Annotated in this window: 16 protein-coding genes; 6 read left to right on the forward strand and 10 right to left on the reverse strand. The window is 63.9% G+C overall.

Translation table 11 applies throughout. From position 1 onward, the window contains the following. Positions 1-23: 23 nt before the first annotated feature. The 3 genes from ACLJPX_RS30945 to ACLJPX_RS30955 all read right to left on the reverse strand — a co-directional run bounded on the left by ACLJPX_RS30945 (position 24) and on the right by ACLJPX_RS30955 (position 3,100). A complete protein-coding gene (locus ACLJPX_RS30945; protein WP_410604018.1) occupies positions 24-830 on the reverse strand; it encodes a sugar phosphate isomerase/epimerase family protein in 807 nt (268 codons plus the stop codon). Continuing rightward, positions 830-1,981 carry a dihydrodipicolinate synthase family protein gene (locus ACLJPX_RS30950; protein ID WP_410604019.1) on the reverse strand — a complete coding sequence of 384 codons (1,152 nt, stop codon included), beginning with the start codon at positions 1,979-1,981 and terminating at the stop codon, positions 830-832. The genes ACLJPX_RS30945 and ACLJPX_RS30950 overlap by 1 nt, the downstream gene beginning before the upstream one ends. Positions 1,982-2,059: 78 nt before the next feature. Further along, a complete protein-coding gene (locus ACLJPX_RS30955) occupies positions 2,060-3,100 on the reverse strand; it encodes a LacI family DNA-binding transcriptional regulator (protein WP_410604020.1) in 1,041 nt (346 codons plus the stop codon). A gap of 38 nt (positions 3,101-3,138) precedes the next feature. On the opposite strand from ACLJPX_RS30955, the gene pip reads away from it, so the two are divergent. The 3 genes from pip to lpdA all read left to right on the forward strand — a co-directional run bounded on the left by pip (position 3,139) and on the right by lpdA (position 6,825). Beyond that, positions 3,139-4,551, forward strand: a complete 1,413-nt coding sequence (pip, locus tag ACLJPX_RS30960; RefSeq protein ID WP_410604021.1) for a prolyl aminopeptidase — start codon at positions 3,139-3,141, stop codon at positions 4,549-4,551. Positions 4,552-4,614: 63 nt separating this feature from the next. Continuing rightward, complete coding sequence (locus tag ACLJPX_RS30965; RefSeq protein ID WP_410604022.1) at positions 4,615-5,388, forward strand: lysophospholipid acyltransferase family protein; 774 nt, start codon at positions 4,615-4,617, stop codon at positions 5,386-5,388. A gap of 51 nt (positions 5,389-5,439) precedes the next feature. Then, positions 5,440-6,825 carry a dihydrolipoyl dehydrogenase gene (gene lpdA, locus ACLJPX_RS30970; protein WP_410604023.1) on the forward strand — a complete coding sequence of 462 codons (1,386 nt, stop codon included), beginning with the start codon at positions 5,440-5,442 and terminating at the stop codon, positions 6,823-6,825. Between the two features lie 61 nt (positions 6,826-6,886). Here lpdA and ACLJPX_RS30975 read toward each other — a convergent pair whose 3' ends face one another. Next, the gene (locus ACLJPX_RS30975; protein ID WP_410604024.1) at positions 6,887-7,117 is read right to left on the reverse strand and encodes an AMED_5909 family protein; all 231 of its coding nucleotides are present in this window, start codon (positions 7,115-7,117) and stop codon (positions 6,887-6,889) included. A gap of 122 nt (positions 7,118-7,239) precedes the next feature. Between ACLJPX_RS30975 and ACLJPX_RS30980 the strand changes: the two genes are divergently transcribed. Together ACLJPX_RS30980 and ACLJPX_RS30985 are read left to right on the forward strand one after the other, a co-directional pair. Next, positions 7,240-7,983 (forward strand): DUF5919 domain-containing protein, encoded by a 744-nt coding sequence (locus ACLJPX_RS30980; RefSeq protein WP_410604025.1) that lies wholly within the window; start codon positions 7,240-7,242, stop codon positions 7,981-7,983. A 10-nt stretch (positions 7,984-7,993) separates the two neighbouring features. Next, positions 7,994-8,464: an NUDIX hydrolase gene (locus ACLJPX_RS30985; RefSeq protein ID WP_410604026.1), complete on the forward strand. Its 471-nt coding sequence runs from the start codon at positions 7,994-7,996 to the stop codon at positions 8,462-8,464. Here the strand turns inward: ACLJPX_RS30985 and ACLJPX_RS30990 are convergent. The 4 genes from ACLJPX_RS30990 to ACLJPX_RS31005 form a co-directional block, all read right to left on the reverse strand. Further along, positions 8,461-9,834, reverse strand: coding sequence for a hypothetical protein (locus ACLJPX_RS30990; protein ID WP_410604027.1), 1,374 nt, complete (start codon positions 9,832-9,834; stop codon positions 8,461-8,463). The genes ACLJPX_RS30985 and ACLJPX_RS30990 overlap by 4 nt on opposite strands. After that, the gene (locus tag ACLJPX_RS30995) at positions 9,831-11,669 is read right to left on the reverse strand and encodes a hypothetical protein (protein WP_410604028.1); all 1,839 of its coding nucleotides are present in this window, start codon (positions 11,667-11,669) and stop codon (positions 9,831-9,833) included. The genes ACLJPX_RS30990 and ACLJPX_RS30995 overlap by 4 nt, the downstream gene beginning before the upstream one ends. A gap of 1,068 nt (positions 11,670-12,737) precedes the next feature. Next, positions 12,738-13,109, reverse strand: a complete 372-nt coding sequence (locus ACLJPX_RS31000) for a PH domain-containing protein (protein WP_101605830.1) — start codon at positions 13,107-13,109, stop codon at positions 12,738-12,740. Between the two features lie 28 nt (positions 13,110-13,137). Beyond that, positions 13,138-13,614, reverse strand: a complete 477-nt coding sequence (locus tag ACLJPX_RS31005; protein WP_410604029.1) for a hypothetical protein — start codon at positions 13,612-13,614, stop codon at positions 13,138-13,140. 78 nt (positions 13,615-13,692) lie between these two features. Here ACLJPX_RS31005 and ACLJPX_RS31010 point away from each other — a divergent pair, with 78 nt between their 5' ends. After that, the gene (locus tag ACLJPX_RS31010; protein WP_101605832.1) at positions 13,693-14,463 is read left to right on the forward strand and encodes a hypothetical protein; all 771 of its coding nucleotides are present in this window, start codon (positions 13,693-13,695) and stop codon (positions 14,461-14,463) included. Here ACLJPX_RS31010 and ACLJPX_RS31015 read toward each other — a convergent pair. Both ACLJPX_RS31015 and ACLJPX_RS31020 read right to left on the reverse strand, forming a co-directional pair. Continuing rightward, positions 14,456-14,752, reverse strand: coding sequence for a hypothetical protein (locus tag ACLJPX_RS31015; RefSeq protein WP_101605833.1), 297 nt, complete (start codon positions 14,750-14,752; stop codon positions 14,456-14,458). The genes ACLJPX_RS31010 and ACLJPX_RS31015 overlap by 8 nt on opposite strands. A gap of 76 nt (positions 14,753-14,828) precedes the next feature. After that, a complete protein-coding gene (locus tag ACLJPX_RS31020; protein ID WP_410604030.1) occupies positions 14,829-15,914 on the reverse strand; it encodes a winged helix DNA-binding domain-containing protein in 1,086 nt (361 codons plus the stop codon).

Below are 15,914 nucleotides of genomic sequence, written 5' to 3' on the forward strand. Positions count from 1 at the left end.
GCAGCGGACGACCCTTACTTTCGTCAGGAAACGTGATCCCGATAGGCCTTGACGGTCTCCGCGAGGACTTCGCCACCGGGACGGCGCCAGAGCTCGGCGTCGAACACCTCGACCTCGATGGGCCCGGTGTATCCGGCGGCCGCGACACAGGCCTTCAGGTGCCGGTGGTCGATCGGGCCGTCACCGGGCAGCGCGCGGCCGAGCAGGGTGTCGGTCAACGGCACCTTCTGGTCGCAGACGTGGAATCCGGCGATCCGCCCGGCCGCCGCGGCGATCGACTCCTCGATCCGCGGATCCCACCACACGTGGAACTCGTCGACGATCACGCCGACCTGGTCGGCCGGATGCTCCAGTGCGATCGCCAGCGCCTGATCCACAGTGGACAGGACCGAACGTTCCGCGCACTGCATGGGATGCAGCGGTTCCAGACCGAGCCGGACGCCGCGCTCACCGGCGTACGGCGCCAGTTCGCCGACCGCGTCCGCGACCCGCTGCCGCGACGACGTCAGGTCGCCGTTCACCCCGCCGACGACCAGGACGAGGACCTCCGCACCCAGCGCGGCGGCTTCGTCGATCGCCTCCCGTGTCTGCGCGACACCGTTCACAGGGGACCCTTCCGGGGTGATCCCGGTGAAGAAACCGCCGCGGCACAACGACGACACGCCGACGTCGTACTCCTTGAGCAGTCGGGCGGTTTCCTCGACGCCGGTCTCGGCGACCTTGTCCCGCCACAGGCCGATCCAGCGGACGCCCGCCTCGGCGCACCCCGCCACGGCCTCCGGCAGCGACCACGCCTTGGTGGTGATCTGGTTCAGGCTCAACCGGTCCATCAGGCCACCCCCGCCGCGGCCAGCAGCGGCCGCATCCTCGCGACGGCGAGGTCCGGGTCGGCGAGCACCCCGGCGGCGTCGGCCAGGCGCAGCAGTTCGGCCAGATGCGTGATGGACCGCGCCGATTCGCGGCCCGCCACCATCCGGAAGTGCTCTTGGTGCCCGTTGAGGTAGGCGAGGAAGACGACGCCGGTCTTGTAGTTCCTGGTGGGCGCCCGGAAGATCGCCCTGGAGAGCGCGACCGTCGGGTCGAGCAGGCCGTGGAAACCGGCCTGGTCGCCTTCGTCGAGCCGGGCGAGCGCGGCACCCGCGACCTGCGCGACGGCGTCGAAGATGCCCAGAAGTGCTTCGCTGTGGCCCTGTTCGTCCCCGGCGATCAGTTCGGGGTAGTTGAAGTCGTCTCCGGTGTAGCAGGCGACGCCCTCGGGCAGCGCGCGGCGGAACTCGGTCTCGATCGACGCGTCGAGCACCGAAACCTTGACCCCCGCGATGACGCCGGCGTGTTCGGTGCAAAGCCTGCCCAGTTCCTTGGCGGCCTCACGGACGTCGCCGTGTCCCCAGTAGCCTGCCAGCGCCGGATCGAACTGCTCGCCCAGCCAGTGCAGCAGGACCGGGCGGTCCGCGCCGGAGAGCAGTTTCCCGTACGCGGCATGGTAATCTTCGGGACCGGACGCCGACGCCGCGAGCGCGCGGCTGGCCATCACGACCGGGATCGCCCCGGCTTCGCCGACGATGTCCAGCTGCTCGCGCCAGGCGTCCACAATGGACTCCGCGGTCGCGTCGCCGCCGGGAAGCTGGTCGGTGCCGACCCCAGCGACCCACGGTCGTCCCGCGGCGAGCGCGCCGGTGCGCCGGATCAGGTCCTTGGTGGTGTCCCAGTCCAGGCCCATCCCGCGCTGCGCGGTGTCCATCGCCTCGGCCACGCCGAGACCGCAGGACCACAGGTGCTCGCGGAAGGCGAGCGTCGTGTCCCAATCCAGTACCGCGCCCTCTTCGGGATCGGCGGCGGCGAACGGGTCGGCCACCACGTGTGCGGCCGCGTAGGCGATCCGGGAGGTCGGCGGTGATGCCGGTTTCGCGGGCGTTTCCGCCCCTTGCGGCGTCCACTCCGCCAGTCCGCCGTCGGCGGTGGGCAGGGCGATCAAGGTCATCGGGTCTCCGTGGCGCGGGGGTGAGAAAGCGCTTTCTCGTGCCACGGTAAGTCACCGCGTGGACCGCACACAAGGGTTTCAGCGAGCGGGGGAAGCGGTGCTGCGGCGCAGGACGACCTCGCCGGACATGCGCACCACGCGCGGCCGGGTGCCGGGCGAGGCCTTGAGTGCCAGGTCCATGGCCCGTTCGCCCAGCTTCTCCAGCGGCAACGCCACGGTGCTCAGCGCGGGCGTGAGATCGCGCACTACCGGGATGTCGTCGAAACCGGCGATCGACATCTCGCCGGGTACGGAGACGCCCCCGTCGCGCAGTGCCGCCATCGCGCCGATCGCCATCACGTCGGTCACCGCGAACACGCACGTCGGCCACTGCTTCCGCGGCCGGGCGAGCACCTTCTCCATCGCTTCGTAGCCACCGTCACGGGTGAACGCGGCTTCCGCGACGTCGTCCTCGCGGAGTTCGACGCCGTGCTCCAGCAGTTCCGCCGCGAAGCCGTCGAGCCTGTCGACAACGGTGGTCAGGCTCCTCGGCCCGGCGAGTACCGCGAACCGCCGGTGCCCCAGGTCCAGCAGGGCTTTCGCCAGTTCGGCGCCGCCACCGCGATTGTCGGGCTGGACGGTGTCCACCTTGAGCCCGCGGTGCCTGCTGACCGCGGCGACGTGCCCGCCGCCGCGCCGGTACGGCTCGAGTTCGGCGGCCATCGCCTTTTCCCACGCCTTGTCCTCGAAGGCGGAACCGATCAGCAGGATGGCCGAGGCGCGTTGGGCGCGCAGCGTGGAGACGTACGCGACCTCCTTGGCCGGATCACGGAACGTGCTCGCGAGCATCACCAGGAGGTCGTTCTCGCTCGCCACCCGCATGACCCCGCCCGCGATCGCGGCGAAATACGGGTCGCCGACGTCATGGCAGATCACCCCGACGGTGGGTTGTGAGCCACCGGCCAGGGCCTGAGCGTGGGCATTGGGGGTGTACGAGAGTTCGGCCGCCGCGGCGATCACCCGTTCGCGGAGATCTCCCCGGACGGTGGCGGTGCCGTTGAGTACGCGGGACGCTGTCGCGAGCGACACGGCCGCGGTGCGCGCCACATCTTCCAGCGTCACGTGGGGACGGGCCTTCATCGATCCTCCAAGCTGACGTTTGGGGCATAGTGGCGGACATGCTCGGCCTTTACCCGGAAATCGAACCTTACGTCCAAGGGATGTTGCCCGTCGGTGACGGCAATGAGATCTATTGGGAGGAATGCGGCGATCCCGAGGGCAAACCCGTGATCTTCCTGCACGGTGGCCCCGGAAGTGGTTCGATCCCGAGACATCGCAGACTGTTCGATCCCGACCGGTACCGGATCGTCCTTTTCGACCAGCGCGGCTGCGGGCGCAGCACCCCGAACTGCGCCACCCCGGAAGCGGATCTTTCGGTCAACACGACGTGGCACCTCGTCGCCGACATCGAGCGGTTGCGCGAGCATCTCGACATCGAACACTGGATGGTCTTCGGCGGCTCGTGGGGGAGTGTGCTCGGGCTGACCTACGCGGAAACGCATCCCGGACGGGTCACGGAACTCGTTCTGCGCGGCGTGGCCACGTTGCGGGTGAAGGAACTGCAGTGGCTTTTCGGCGGGGGAGCGGCGTTCTTGTTCCCCGAGGCGTGGTCGCGGTTCCTGGCCCCGGTGCCGTTTTCACGCCGTCAGGACAACCTGATCGAGGTGTATCACGAACTGCTGCACCATCCGGACCCTTCGGTGCACGGGCCCGCCGCGATCGCGTGGAGCCGCTGGGAAGGCGAAACGGTCAAACTGCGCCCGCAGGCCGACGTGATCGACGCGTTCAGCGATCCGTCGTTCGCCCTCGCGATCGCGAGGATCGAGAACCACTATTTCCGGCACGGCGGCTGGCTGGCCGAAGACCAGCTGCTGCGCGGCGCCGGGAAGCTCCGGGGCGTCCCGTGCGTTCTCGTCCAGGGACGCTACGACGTGGTCACCCCGGCCATCACCGCTTGGGAGCTCAGCCAGGTGCTGCCGGGCGCGGAACTGGTGATGGTCGGCGACTCGGGTCACGCGTTCGACGAACCCGGCACCCTGCACGAGTTGATCAGCGCGACCGACCGGTTCGCGTCAGACTGGCAGGGCGCCGGTACACCCCAGGACGAGGAGAGGAACCCAGACATGCTTTTCGGTGACGAGCACGTCCGTCGCTACGAAGAGACCGACGGCGAGGTGGGCCACGACTGGGAGAAGGGCGCGCCTTGTCTCGTCCTCACCACCAAGGGCCGCAAGACCGGCGAGGACCGCAAGTTCGCGCTGATCTACCAGTTCGACGACGAGAACAACCCGGTCATCGTGGCCTCCAAGGGCGGGGCACCGGAGGACCCGGGCTGGTACAAGAACCTGCAGGCGAACCCCGAGGTCAAGGCCCAGGTCAAGGCGGACAAGTTCACCGCGCGGGCCCGGACCCTCGAGGGCGAGGAGCGCGCGAAGCTGTGGGAGAAGCTCGCCGCGGTCTGGCCGGATTACAACGAGTACGCGAAGAAGACCGACCGTGAGATCCCCGTGGTGGTGCTCGAACGCGTGTGATCCGCGCCGCGTTCGCGCGTTGTTCCGGCCGAACCGGGGCGGGTTCGGCTACGAATTACGTCCATGGCGCTGAGACCCCGTGAACGCTGGACCGCACTGAGCCCCGTTTCGGGTGACTTGCTGACGTTCCGCCAGATGATCGCCTTCGGCCGGCGCTTCGCCCGCGCCGGCCGGGGGTTCTGGTTCAGCCTCGCGATCAACGTCGTGTGGCCGTTCCTGGTGCTGTTCACCCGGTTCCGGGTGCGCGGCGGGGAGCACCTGCCCGCGTCGGGCGGCTTCCTGGTCGCGTCGAACCACCTCTCGTTCGCCGATCCGACGACGGTGACGGCGTACTGCCTCGCCCACGGCCGCGTGCCGCGCTACCTGGCGAAGGCGAGCCTGTGGGACGCGCCGGTCGTCGGCTCGGTGATGCGCTCGGGCAAGCACATCCCGGTCTACCGCGGGGCGCCCACGGCGTCGGGCGCGTATCGCGACGCCGTGAGTGCCGTGCGTGAGGGTGAATGCGTCGTCATCTTCCCGGAGGCGACCTTCACGGATCACCCGGACGGGTGGCCCATGCGCGGCAAGACCGGAATCGCGCGGATCGCGCTGGAGACCGGGGTCCCGGTGATCCCGCTGGCGAACTGGGGCACGCACCACCTGCTGCCGTCGGACGCCGTCCTCCCGCGCGGCTTCCCCCGCAAGACGGTGAACCTGATCGCGGGTCCGCCGGTGGACCTCTCGGACCTCATGACATCCTCGCCGTCGCGCGAGGTGCTGGAGGAGGCGACCGAGCGGATCATGGCCGCGGTGACCGAGCTGCTGGTCGAGATCCGGGGCTCCCGGCCGCCCGCCTGAGTAGGCAGTCTCACCCTTCGGACGGTCCCGGTGAGGGGTAGGTTTCGAAGTATGAGCGCACACTATGACGTCGTTGTTCTGGGCGCCGGGGTCGGCGGTTACGTGGCGGCCATCCGGGCGTCGCAACTGGGGCTGAGCGCGGCGGTCGTGGAGGAGAAATACTGGGGCGGAGTCTGCCTCAACGTCGGCTGTATCCCCTCGAAGGCACTGCTGCGCAACGCCGAACTCGCGCACATCGTGACCAAAGAGGCGAAGTCCTTCGGGATCCAGGTCGAAGGGAAGGTCACCTTCGACTACCAGGCCGCCTTCGACCGCAGCCGCAAGGTCGCGGACGGTCGCGTCAAGGGCGTGCACTACCTGATGAAGAAGAACAAGATCACCGAGTACGACGGGCACGGCACCTTCCTCGACGCCAACACCATCGAGGTCAACGGCGAGCGGATCACCTTCGACAATTGCGTGATCGCCACCGGCGCCACCGCGCGCCTGCTGCCGGGCACCACGCGCAGCGACCGCGTGGTCACCTACGAACAGCAGATCATGGAAAACGAACTGCCGGAGAGCATCGTCATCGCCGGCGCGGGCGCGATCGGCGTCGAATTCGCCTACGTGCTGCACAACTACGGCGTGAAGGTGACCATCGTCGAATACCTCGACCGCATGGTCCCGCTCGAAGACGCCGAGGTCTCCGCCGAACTGGCCCGCCGCTACCGGAAGCTCGGCATCGAGGTCTTGACCTCCACCAAGGTCGAGACGATCGACGACACCGGCGAGCAGGTCCTCGTGACCGTGTCGAAGAACGGCGAGCAGCGCGTCCTGGAAGCGGACAAGGTGTTGCAGGCCATCGGTTTCCAGCCGCGGACCGAGGGATATGGCCTGGACAAGACCGGCGTCGAGCTGACCGACCGCGGCGCCATCGCCATCGACTCGCGCGGCCGCACGAACGTCCCGCACATCTTCGCGATCGGCGACGTCACCGCGAAACTGATGCTCGCGCACGCGTCCGAGTCCATGGGCGTCGTCGCCGCCGAGACCATCGCGGGCGCCGAGACCATGGAACTCGACTTCGTGATGATCCCGCGCGCGACCTACTGCCAGCCGCAGATCGCCAGCTTCGGCTGGACCGAAGAACAGGCCCGCGAAAAGGGCTTCGACGTCCAGGTGGCGAAGTTCCCCTTCACCGCCAACGGAAAGGCGCACGGCCTCGGCGAGGCAGTCGGCTTCGTGAAGATCCTGAGCGACGCTTCGCATGGTGAGCTTTTGGGGGCGCACCTGATCGGGCCTGAGGTGACCGAACTGCTGCCGGAGCTGACTTTGGCGCAGCAGTGGGACCTCACGGTGCACGAGATTTCGCGGAACGTGCACGCTCACCCGACGCTGGGGGAAGCGGTCAAGGAAGCCGTCCACGGTCTCGCTGGACACATGATCAACATGTAAGCGGCCCTCGTGAGTGGTAAGGACGGCTCTAACCGTCCCTACCACTCACGAGTCCGTGCGGTCAGGCCGTTGCCGACCGGATTCGCGCGGCTATCTCCTCGGCCTTGCGTTCTTCGTAACCCACCCAGTACTTGAGTTCGTGGTGGTGCCACCGGTCCACCTCGGACACTTCGCGGTACATGCGTGCGTTGACCTGGTGGAACTTCAGCCAGTCCGACATGCCCGCGTCCGGTCGAGGACGCCGGGACGTCGCGACCGCATGTGCATCGCGGAGGGTCTGTGGCTGATTCATCGATCACCTCCTCGTTGCCGCGATTCTCCATCAGTCCCCGGGACGTGATCACCTCTTGGCAGGACATCTCGGGACGTCCTTGGTACCGTCGAAGACGTCCCTACATGTCCCTGGGAGGGCGGATGCCGAACGAACGCCTGCGGGACGCCCTGCTGCGCAACGGTCTTTCGCTGGAACAGATCGCCGACGCCACCGGGGTCGATCAGAAGACCGTGGAACGGTGGATCACTCAGGGCCGCACGCCGTATCCGAAGCACCGCCACAAGATCGCCGCGATGACGCGCGAGTCCGAGACCTACCTTTGGCCGGACTCGGTGGCGCCGGAGCGCAGGGCCGAGACGGCCGCCGCTGAGGTCGTGCGCGTGTTTCCGCACCGCAACGCCATCCCGGTCGAGCTGTGGGACCGGCTGATCAAGGACGCGTCGGACACCGTCGAGGTGCTGGTCCACGCTGCGCTGTTCCTGGTGGAGCGCCCGCGGTTCATCAAGGATCTGACTGCCAAAGCGCGGGCGGGGGCCAAGATTCGGCTGATCTTCGGAGATCCCGAGGGGGAGAGTGTCGCTCTGCGCGGCGACGAGGAGCAGCTAGGCGACGGGACGCTACCGGCGCGCATCCGCAACGCGCTGGCGTCCTATCGGCCGCTGGTCGGCGTCGACGGGGTGGAGATGCGCTTCCACAACACCACGCTCTACAACTCGATCTTCCGCTTCGACGACGAAATGATCATCAACACGCACGTCTACGGTGTCCAGGGAGCCCATACTCCGTCGCTCCATCTGCGTCGGCTCTCGGCCGGGGACCTCTTCGAGACTTACTCGGAGAGCTTCGAAGCCGTCTGGAACCTCGCCAAGCCCGCCACCTTCTAGGAGGCCACCCATGGCACGCGTCGACTACTACAACGACCCGAACGCTCCGAAGGCGAACAGCATCGCGGTCGCGGTGTCCGCGTTCATCCAGGACGAGGAGGGTCGGATCCTCATGATCCGGCGGACGGACAACGACCTGTACTCGATCCCTGGTGGGCAGCTTGAACTTGGGGAGACCTTGTCGCAGGCCGCTGTGCGGGAGATTCGGGAGGAGACTGGGATCGAGTGCGAGGTGACCGGGGTTGTCGGGCTGTACTCGAATCCCAGCCATGTCATCGCTTACGACGATGGCGAGGTGCGGCAAGAGTTTTCAATCTGCTTTCGTGCGCGTAAAATCGCTGGAGCGTTGCGAGAAAGCTCGGAAAGTAAAGAGGTATTATGGGCTCCTGTCTCAGCCATCGGCGATCTGCATATTCATCCATCGATCTTGTTGCGAATTGAGCACGGCTTATTGGACTGTGCTGACGCTCGCTTTAGTTAATGGGCTCTCGCTACCCAGTAAGTTATCATTCTAGCTACCAGGGCTAGGCCGTGCTCGATCTCGTCGCCAGCAGGTCCGACTCCCGTGACTCGTCCATGGACAAGGTCGTTGCGCAACGCTCTTAGATTTGCAAGAATCTGAAACTCTTCTTCGGTCATTGGGATGCCGTCTGAAGCAATTTGTGCGCGAAGGCGTGCAAGCAAGGGTGCTGAGTTAAGCATTCCGACAAGGTCGTTAATGCGCGAAATTTGACTTTTGCTTAAATCTTTAGGAACGGATCTCCTAATTTTCTTCAGTTCGGCCTTTGAGAACTTCTCGGGTATATCCGTTTTTCCTGCGTAGAACTCAATTGCTTCCCAGATGAGAGTAACTCGACTTGGTGCGTCTACCTCATGCACTGCTCGGGTGTAAGCGTAAAGAGCCTGCCTTGCGCGTTGACTAGGAGTGCCAAGATTGCCGGGGTGCCTGAGCATAAGTTTGCTGTCGTCGAGGTCAAGTGGGTTCTCATGTTTCCGAGTGGCTGTTTCTCGTAGCCAACTACGTCCACTTAGTAGTCCGCGTACGTAAGCAAGGGGGGCGCACGATATTCGAGCTGAAGCTGTGGAACGAGACCAGGCTGGGGTGCACTCGTCGGGGAGGACTGCCAAAGAATAGTGTGACCGAGTGGTAAGCCAAGCGAGGGCGGTCAAAACTTGGGTCAGGGCAGATTTTTCTGCGTCGTACATTCGAAGTTCGGCCTGGTATGCTACTGCAAATACCTCCGACTTCTCAATCTTCTCCATGAGCGGTGCATGATTAAATTTGTTTGCCTCGCGCAGAAATTCTCTTTCGGACGTGAATAGTACATTTCCTTGCCGGAATGGCTCGGCAAGCTTACTTATTCCTGATATTGGTATAACAACCTCGAAAGTTTCGTAAGGTACACCAGTCATGTCGATGTTGATCATATCGCCAGGAGTGCCGCCATCTCTGGCTGTGGCATAGATCAGGTCGGTGCCGGCATTCCTGGTGGCTGTGTATAACCCTAGTAGAACATCGGAAAAATAAGCGGCCGTTGAGCATTCTAAAAGTATCTCGTCGCCGTCGCGGTCAACTTTGATTATATTTCCAATAAAGAGAGGCTGCGGCTGTCCATTCTCGATAATTGACGCAGATACAGGTGCTCGCCAGTCAACATACGGAATAGTCGGGTGTGCGGCGCGCAACCTTATTGAGGCTTTCGGGCGATCATTTATCGCACTGCTAAAGTTCGACTCGATTACGGCGGATGAGATGTTGATTGATCCGATAGAAAGGGATCGCGTCCATCCGATAAGTTGGCTTGAGGTAGATCCGAATGGATCTTCGAATAGCTTCGCTTCGTTATTCATTCTCCCTCCTGGTCTGGGTGGGTGAGTTGCCATTCCTGAATATTCTTGTGAAGCATCTCCATCTCTTCGGACATCCAACGCATGAAAAGGTCGTTCCAGAACCCTGCAATGCACCATAACGTTGCAAGCGAGAATTTTTCTCCGGATGCGATCGAATTAGCGATCGTGTGAACTAAATCGATCGCGTCGCGCAGGTCGTGACGTCGCGAGCGTCGAAAATCCTTCTTGTCCAGTTCTGCAACTTCTCTAGACCAGAGGTTTGCTGCTCTGCTGCAATGCACTACTGAACTCTCGATTGAGCCAGACCGTATCTCCTGCTGGGCCTTCTGTGCGTAGAAGCGCCAGGATTCGTATACTGCGTCAATCTTGATGTGTTCTTTGGCTGTTTCTATCTTTGTGGCGGCTAGCTCGTTGCTTAGCTGTGTCATCGAATCTACGAGCTTCTGAGCGTTACTGAAGGCTCCAGATGCCCACCAGGACTCAGTCTTCCCGTCGTTAAGTGTGACGCTGGAAGCCGCTGGATTGGCAAGAGAAGCGAGCGCGCTCTTCAAGTAGAAAAGCGCGTAGATTTCTGCGGTTAGTTTTCCTGATGTAGAAGACCCTTCGGTGACGTCGTTGGCGATCGCGGTAATTACCTCGACGCTGGGTGGAAAACTTGTAACCGACTGGCCGGCGTGCGCTTTCTCGAAAGCATCGCTACTATTTGCCAAAATAGACCCGGCAGCTGAAATATAGCTTTGGATCCTGCGGTACAACTTGTGATGATCTTCCGCTAAAGTGACTCCTAGTGATTGAGACCATCTCCGTTCAATTTCTTCTGGTAATTTCCGTGTTTCGGAGGCGAGTAGGGCAAGGTCTATCGGCTCGGTCAGCTGTGATTCATTTGTTTGCAAGGGAATGGCTGATTCTTCAGCCTGTGCACGGTTCTCGATAATGTCTTCATGTGGCAATTCCGAAGCCTGGGGTTTCATGGCTGATGGCACAAATCCGTGAAGGGCTTGTTCTCTAGCTTGCCCTGACCGTACGGCCAGAGATTCGCTTGCTCTTCGAACGTTAGACATTACCAACTCTGCCCCAGCAAGTGGTAACTGAGTAAGGCTCACGGAGCCGCCGCCTGTGGTCATATCTACAATATCGCTCTCTTTTGAGAGAATAGCGATTCCGTACAGGCAGTCGAGCTGTAGCTGTCGGAAGTGTCTGCAACAGTCCAGAAGGCTCTCCTTCTGTGCTATTAGCTCTGCTTCTGCAACTAGCTCTAACGTTCTCATCGCGGCATGCAAAAACTGCACAGCGTCTTGTGGATGCTCTATTTCGGCTACCCGTCGAGCCGCATCGGAGAGGGTTGCCGTAAAAGTAAATGGCGTAAGCGATTCAATGTTAAATTCAACAATGTTTTCGGCATTGCTTGCGTGAATCTTCTGAAGGTTAGCTATTGGGCTCGTCGAGGATTCGGCTTGAGAGAGAGCGTGCTGAAGGACCTCATTGTCTCTTGCAGTGGCCATCGCGTGGCAGGAATCTAGCCATTCGACTATAGTTCGCGCGGTTTCGCGAATGGCAAGATTGGCTTTTCTGACATCGGCATCATTGATTATATGCGAGGACTTATTTGAAATATTGGCGGCGTCATATACGATTTGCATGAATGAATTTGCAGCGTTTACCACTTTGGCCCACTGCCATGATGAGAAATACTTGTGGATCAGTTTTATCTTTGAGAATATCTCTTCCTGTTCGACAGGTGGAATTTGTCGAATAACTGTCAGTTCAGCCTGGATGTTACGTGCGCGGTCAGCTGGTACTTGCCGTAGAAGCAGCCAACGTTCATCTTCGGTCATTGAAATTTCCTAGTCGTTGCCGAACTTGGCTCTATGGGATCAAGGCGCGCCGCCGTCGGCGGCGCGCTGGTCACCTTGCGTCCGCGTCACGCCTGCGGGCGCACCTTGCCCGACACGGCGGGCTGCCGCTCCGCTCCGCCCACCGGCCGGGCGGCGCGCCCGCTGAAGCCGTGGACAGGTGCAGCCACCGCCAGCGGCGCGCAGGTACGCCAAAGAGCACGTCGGCCTCCTCGCTGAGACATTCGTGCCCGCAATGTCGCAAGAGGACTGACAGCTGTTACGCGGAGCCATCGCCCCGATGTCAGATCGTCACAACGGCCGTCACGCCGCGTCAAGGCGGGAAAACGTGCCTTGACCCGACGCAACGGCCGCGTGGATGGCTTCGTATCGGGGAGATGGAGGAGGAGTGGGCGAGTGCCAGGCCGTCTCCAGGCCGTCAGACGTCGGGTAGGGGTGAGAACACGCGAGAAGTGTCCAGCCCTATCCGCGCAGGTCAGCGGCCAAATCAGCGATCATCGCGAGGTCAGCGAAACCCCGGCATCAAAAGATCAACATGTAGTGCCGCGTGAGTGGTAAGGACAGCTCTAAGGAAATCGTATTTGCCTACCCGCCGATCGAGGCGTCGCCTTGAAGCCTCGGGGGCCGGGATGGTGCTGCGGCAAGGGAGCGAGTGGGGAGGATTTGAGACGTTCAACGTCTCAAATCCTCCCCACTCGACTGGGTGGGACCTTGATCAACGGAGGATCGGGGACACTCAACGTCCCCGATCCTCCGATGATCAAGACCCCGGGGCAGGAGTGGCCTCGTGACGATGTAGGAATTGGGACGCTGAACGTCCCTATTCCTACATCGTCAAACCTTGGCTGGTCCGGCATGGGCAGGCAGATACGGGACCGCTCTAACCGTCCTTACGGCTCACGCGCCGCATCGCTTTGGCGGGGCAGGAAGGCGCAGTCGGGGTCGTGAGTGGCAAATAGGGTTCTAACCCGAATCGCCACTCACGACCAACCGGACCCAAGTCCACCCGCAGCCCCCGAGCGCAAGTAGTCGACTAAACGCGCCGAGAGGCTAGAGGGTGTGGGAAGCGATCAGCTGGCCGATCGCCCGGATGTCCGAGCCCCGGAACTCCAGCCGCACGTTCCCCAGCCCGCTGAACCACAGGTCCAGCTCCGCGTCCAGATCGAACGTGCCCGCGGTTTCGATCGAGAATGCCTGGATCCTGTTGTAGGGCAGCGAAGTGAAGTCCTTCTTCTTGCCCGTCATGCCCTGGACGTTCACCGCGATCAGCCGCTTGTTCGTGAACACCACGAAGTCGCGCACCGCCTTGAACGACGAGATGATCTCTTCCCCTGGGATGATGATCGGCTGCACCGTCGGCGCGATGTCCTTCGGCTTGCATGGCGTGAGCTTGAAGACGGTGTCCTTGGAGAAGTCAATCATGGTCTCCAGGGTACGGATTTCCGTCGGATCAGGCCTCGGGCGTGAACTTCACGACCGCCTTGCCCTCCTTGACCGCGCTCACCGTGTAGCTGATCCCGTTCGTCCGGCCGGCGCTGCCGCTGAAGGACGCTCGTGCGCCGCTGGGGAGGGCGGCCGAGAGGGTGACACCGTCGTCCGACACGGAATCGACCGCGATGTAGGTGACGCGCAGCCGCGCTTCGAAGGCGATCTTGTCCTTCGGCTTCAGGATGACTTCGCAGTCGCCGTCCCGGCACGACTTCAGGTCGGTGCCCTGCGCCGCTACCAGCGGACCGTCCGGGTGGGCGACACCCGACGACGGCGGCGGAGCGACCGAAGACGAAGACGGCGAAGGTGACGGTGAAGGCGAGGACACGGGAGCGGGTGAAGAAACAGACGGTGGCGAAGCGGGCTGGGTGTCGGATCCGCAACCGGCCAGGGCCGCGGCGGACACGAGCAGGAAGCCGGCCACACGCTGAGTAGACATATGCTTAACGTAAAGCGATGCGCGGGGACCCCTCCCCGGCGGCGACTTTCATACTGCCGGGGAGCAGGAGGAGGCACGATGAAGCGGCTCACGATGGCGCACGAAAGCCTGGCGCTCGGCGTGCCCCGGTCGGCCCCCGGCGCGGTGTTCGCCCTCACGCTCGCGGGCGGCGTGTCCGTCGACCCCGATGAGGGCGGCGAGATCTCTTTCGGGCGCAACCGGCCGCAGGTCGACGTCTGTGTGGGGGAGAACGATCTGCGGGTCAGCCGCAGGCACGGGCACCTGAACTTCACCGGCGGACAATGGTGGGTCAGCAATACCGGCCAGCTGCCCATCCGCCTGCCCAACTCCCGCTGGCTCTCTCAGGGTGAGGACCCGATCCCCCTGTCGGACGGGTACACGCCGCTGTTCGTCCGCGGCTCGGGCAAGCGGGAGCACCTGCTCGAGTTGTACATCGCCGGTCCTGACGGCGGGCAGCCCGCCACCCGGCACGGCGACGTCACCGTGCCGCCCCGCCGTTGGCGCCTCAGCGCGGAGGAACGCCTGGTCCTGGTCGTCTTCGGGCAGCGCTACCTGCTGCACGACCTCAACCCGCAGCCGTTGTCCCGCCAGCAGACGGCCGAGGTGCTCGCCGAACTCCGCCCCGACGAAACGTGGACGAGCCGCCGTGTCGAGCACCTCGTCATCGACGTCCGGGCGCGGTTGTCCGCAGGCGGCGTTTACGGCCTGCGGCGCGAAGAAGTCGGCGAGCCGGTCGGAAACGCGTTGAACGACAACCTGTTGCGGGAGCTGGTGCTCTCCACCACCCTCGTCCCGCCGGACCTCGCCCTGCTCGACGCGCTCAGTTGACGCCTTCCATCGCCGCCTTCGCGACGTCGCTGCCCCTGTCCGCCTCGCCGGCGACCTTCACCAGTGCCGCCGTCGCCTGATCCCGGCTCTCCTCGGCCTTCACGCGTCCCGCCGAGGCCGCGTTCACGCCGAAGAAGGCGCCTACCACCGTGCCGATCACCGTTCCCGCCGCGGTGATCACCGCCGTGACGTCGGACGTGTTCGGGTATCGCATGACCGCCGCCACCGCGATGACCGCGAGCGCGCTCAGCCCCGCCAGCACCGTCATGAATCCGTAGTTCTTGCCCATGGCCCGCTCCCTTCAGGCTCCTTGAGGCAATGCTTCGCCCGAACGGTGCCCTTCGTTACGGCAAAAGGCCGGACCGTTATCCGCCGATGCCGAAACGGACGTCGTGACCCTGTTCCGGCACTACGAATTCCAACAGCCGCATCCCCTCTTCGGTGATCGAATCCTTGTCCCGCAAGGGTTTCCGGGACTCGATCGTCAGGGTCGCCCCTTTGATCTCCCAAACGGCCAGGAATTCACCGTCGACGAGCAAAGTGCCCCGGCGGCCTCCGGGACCCGGCGGTAGCGGCACGCGGCGGCCGTCCGGGATCAGGCGTACGCGGTCCGCGTGGGAGAGCAGGACGTTGTCGTACTCGGGCAGGAACCGAGGGGGCGCCGGGGTTTCGGGATCGGGCCGAGGCGCGTCGGGGAGGTCGAACAGCTCCTTCCCCGCGGTGTCGGTGAAAGTGCGCAGTCGCGGCCGGAGCCGTTCGAAGACCTCTTTGAGCTTGGTGAGCCCCGACCAGACCTGTGCGTCGCGGACGGTCGCCGGGCCGAACGCCGTGAGGTAGCGCAGCACCAGATCGTCGAGGGAGATACCGTCCTCGACCGGTTTGCCGACCCACTCGTCCAGCAGGGAAAACGCGACCGGTCCCTGCTGGCCCCAGAGCCCTCGCGGCGTCACGTGCGCGAGAGGGAGAAGGCTGTTGACCGCGTAGGCGAGGGTGGGCTGGTCGGCGTCGGGCCACCGGTCCGCCAGCGCGGTCCGGATCTCGGCGCGAGTGCGGGGCCGCCCGGCCAGCAGCGCCCGGCCCGCTTCGGTGACCGCGGCGAGATCGAGACCGGCGACCTCCCGCGAGTAGTGACCGAGGAAACCGCGTTCGACCACGGTTTTGATGGTCGGCCACAGGGCGAGGCAGTCTTCGGTCGTCACCAGGTGCACGGTTCCCCGCATCAACGTCGACCGGACGACCTCGCGGGCGGCCAGCGGTTTCGCCAGCTCGTCCACCTGGAAATCCCGCAGTCGCGACCACAAGCCGACGTAGGACGAGTCGGGTGCCTGCGCCTGGAGGCCTGCCAAATGCTCGATCGCGGGGACGGCGGACAGCGCGGAGCGCTCCAGCAGGAGTTGCCGGGCCAGCGTCGCGCGGTTGAGCGCCCGCGCGCTCAGGCGTTCCGTCGTCAT

The sequence above is a fragment of the Amycolatopsis sp. lyj-90 genome (genome assembly GCF_046549035.1).
Classification (GTDB): domain Bacteria; phylum Actinomycetota; class Actinomycetes; order Mycobacteriales; family Pseudonocardiaceae; genus Amycolatopsis.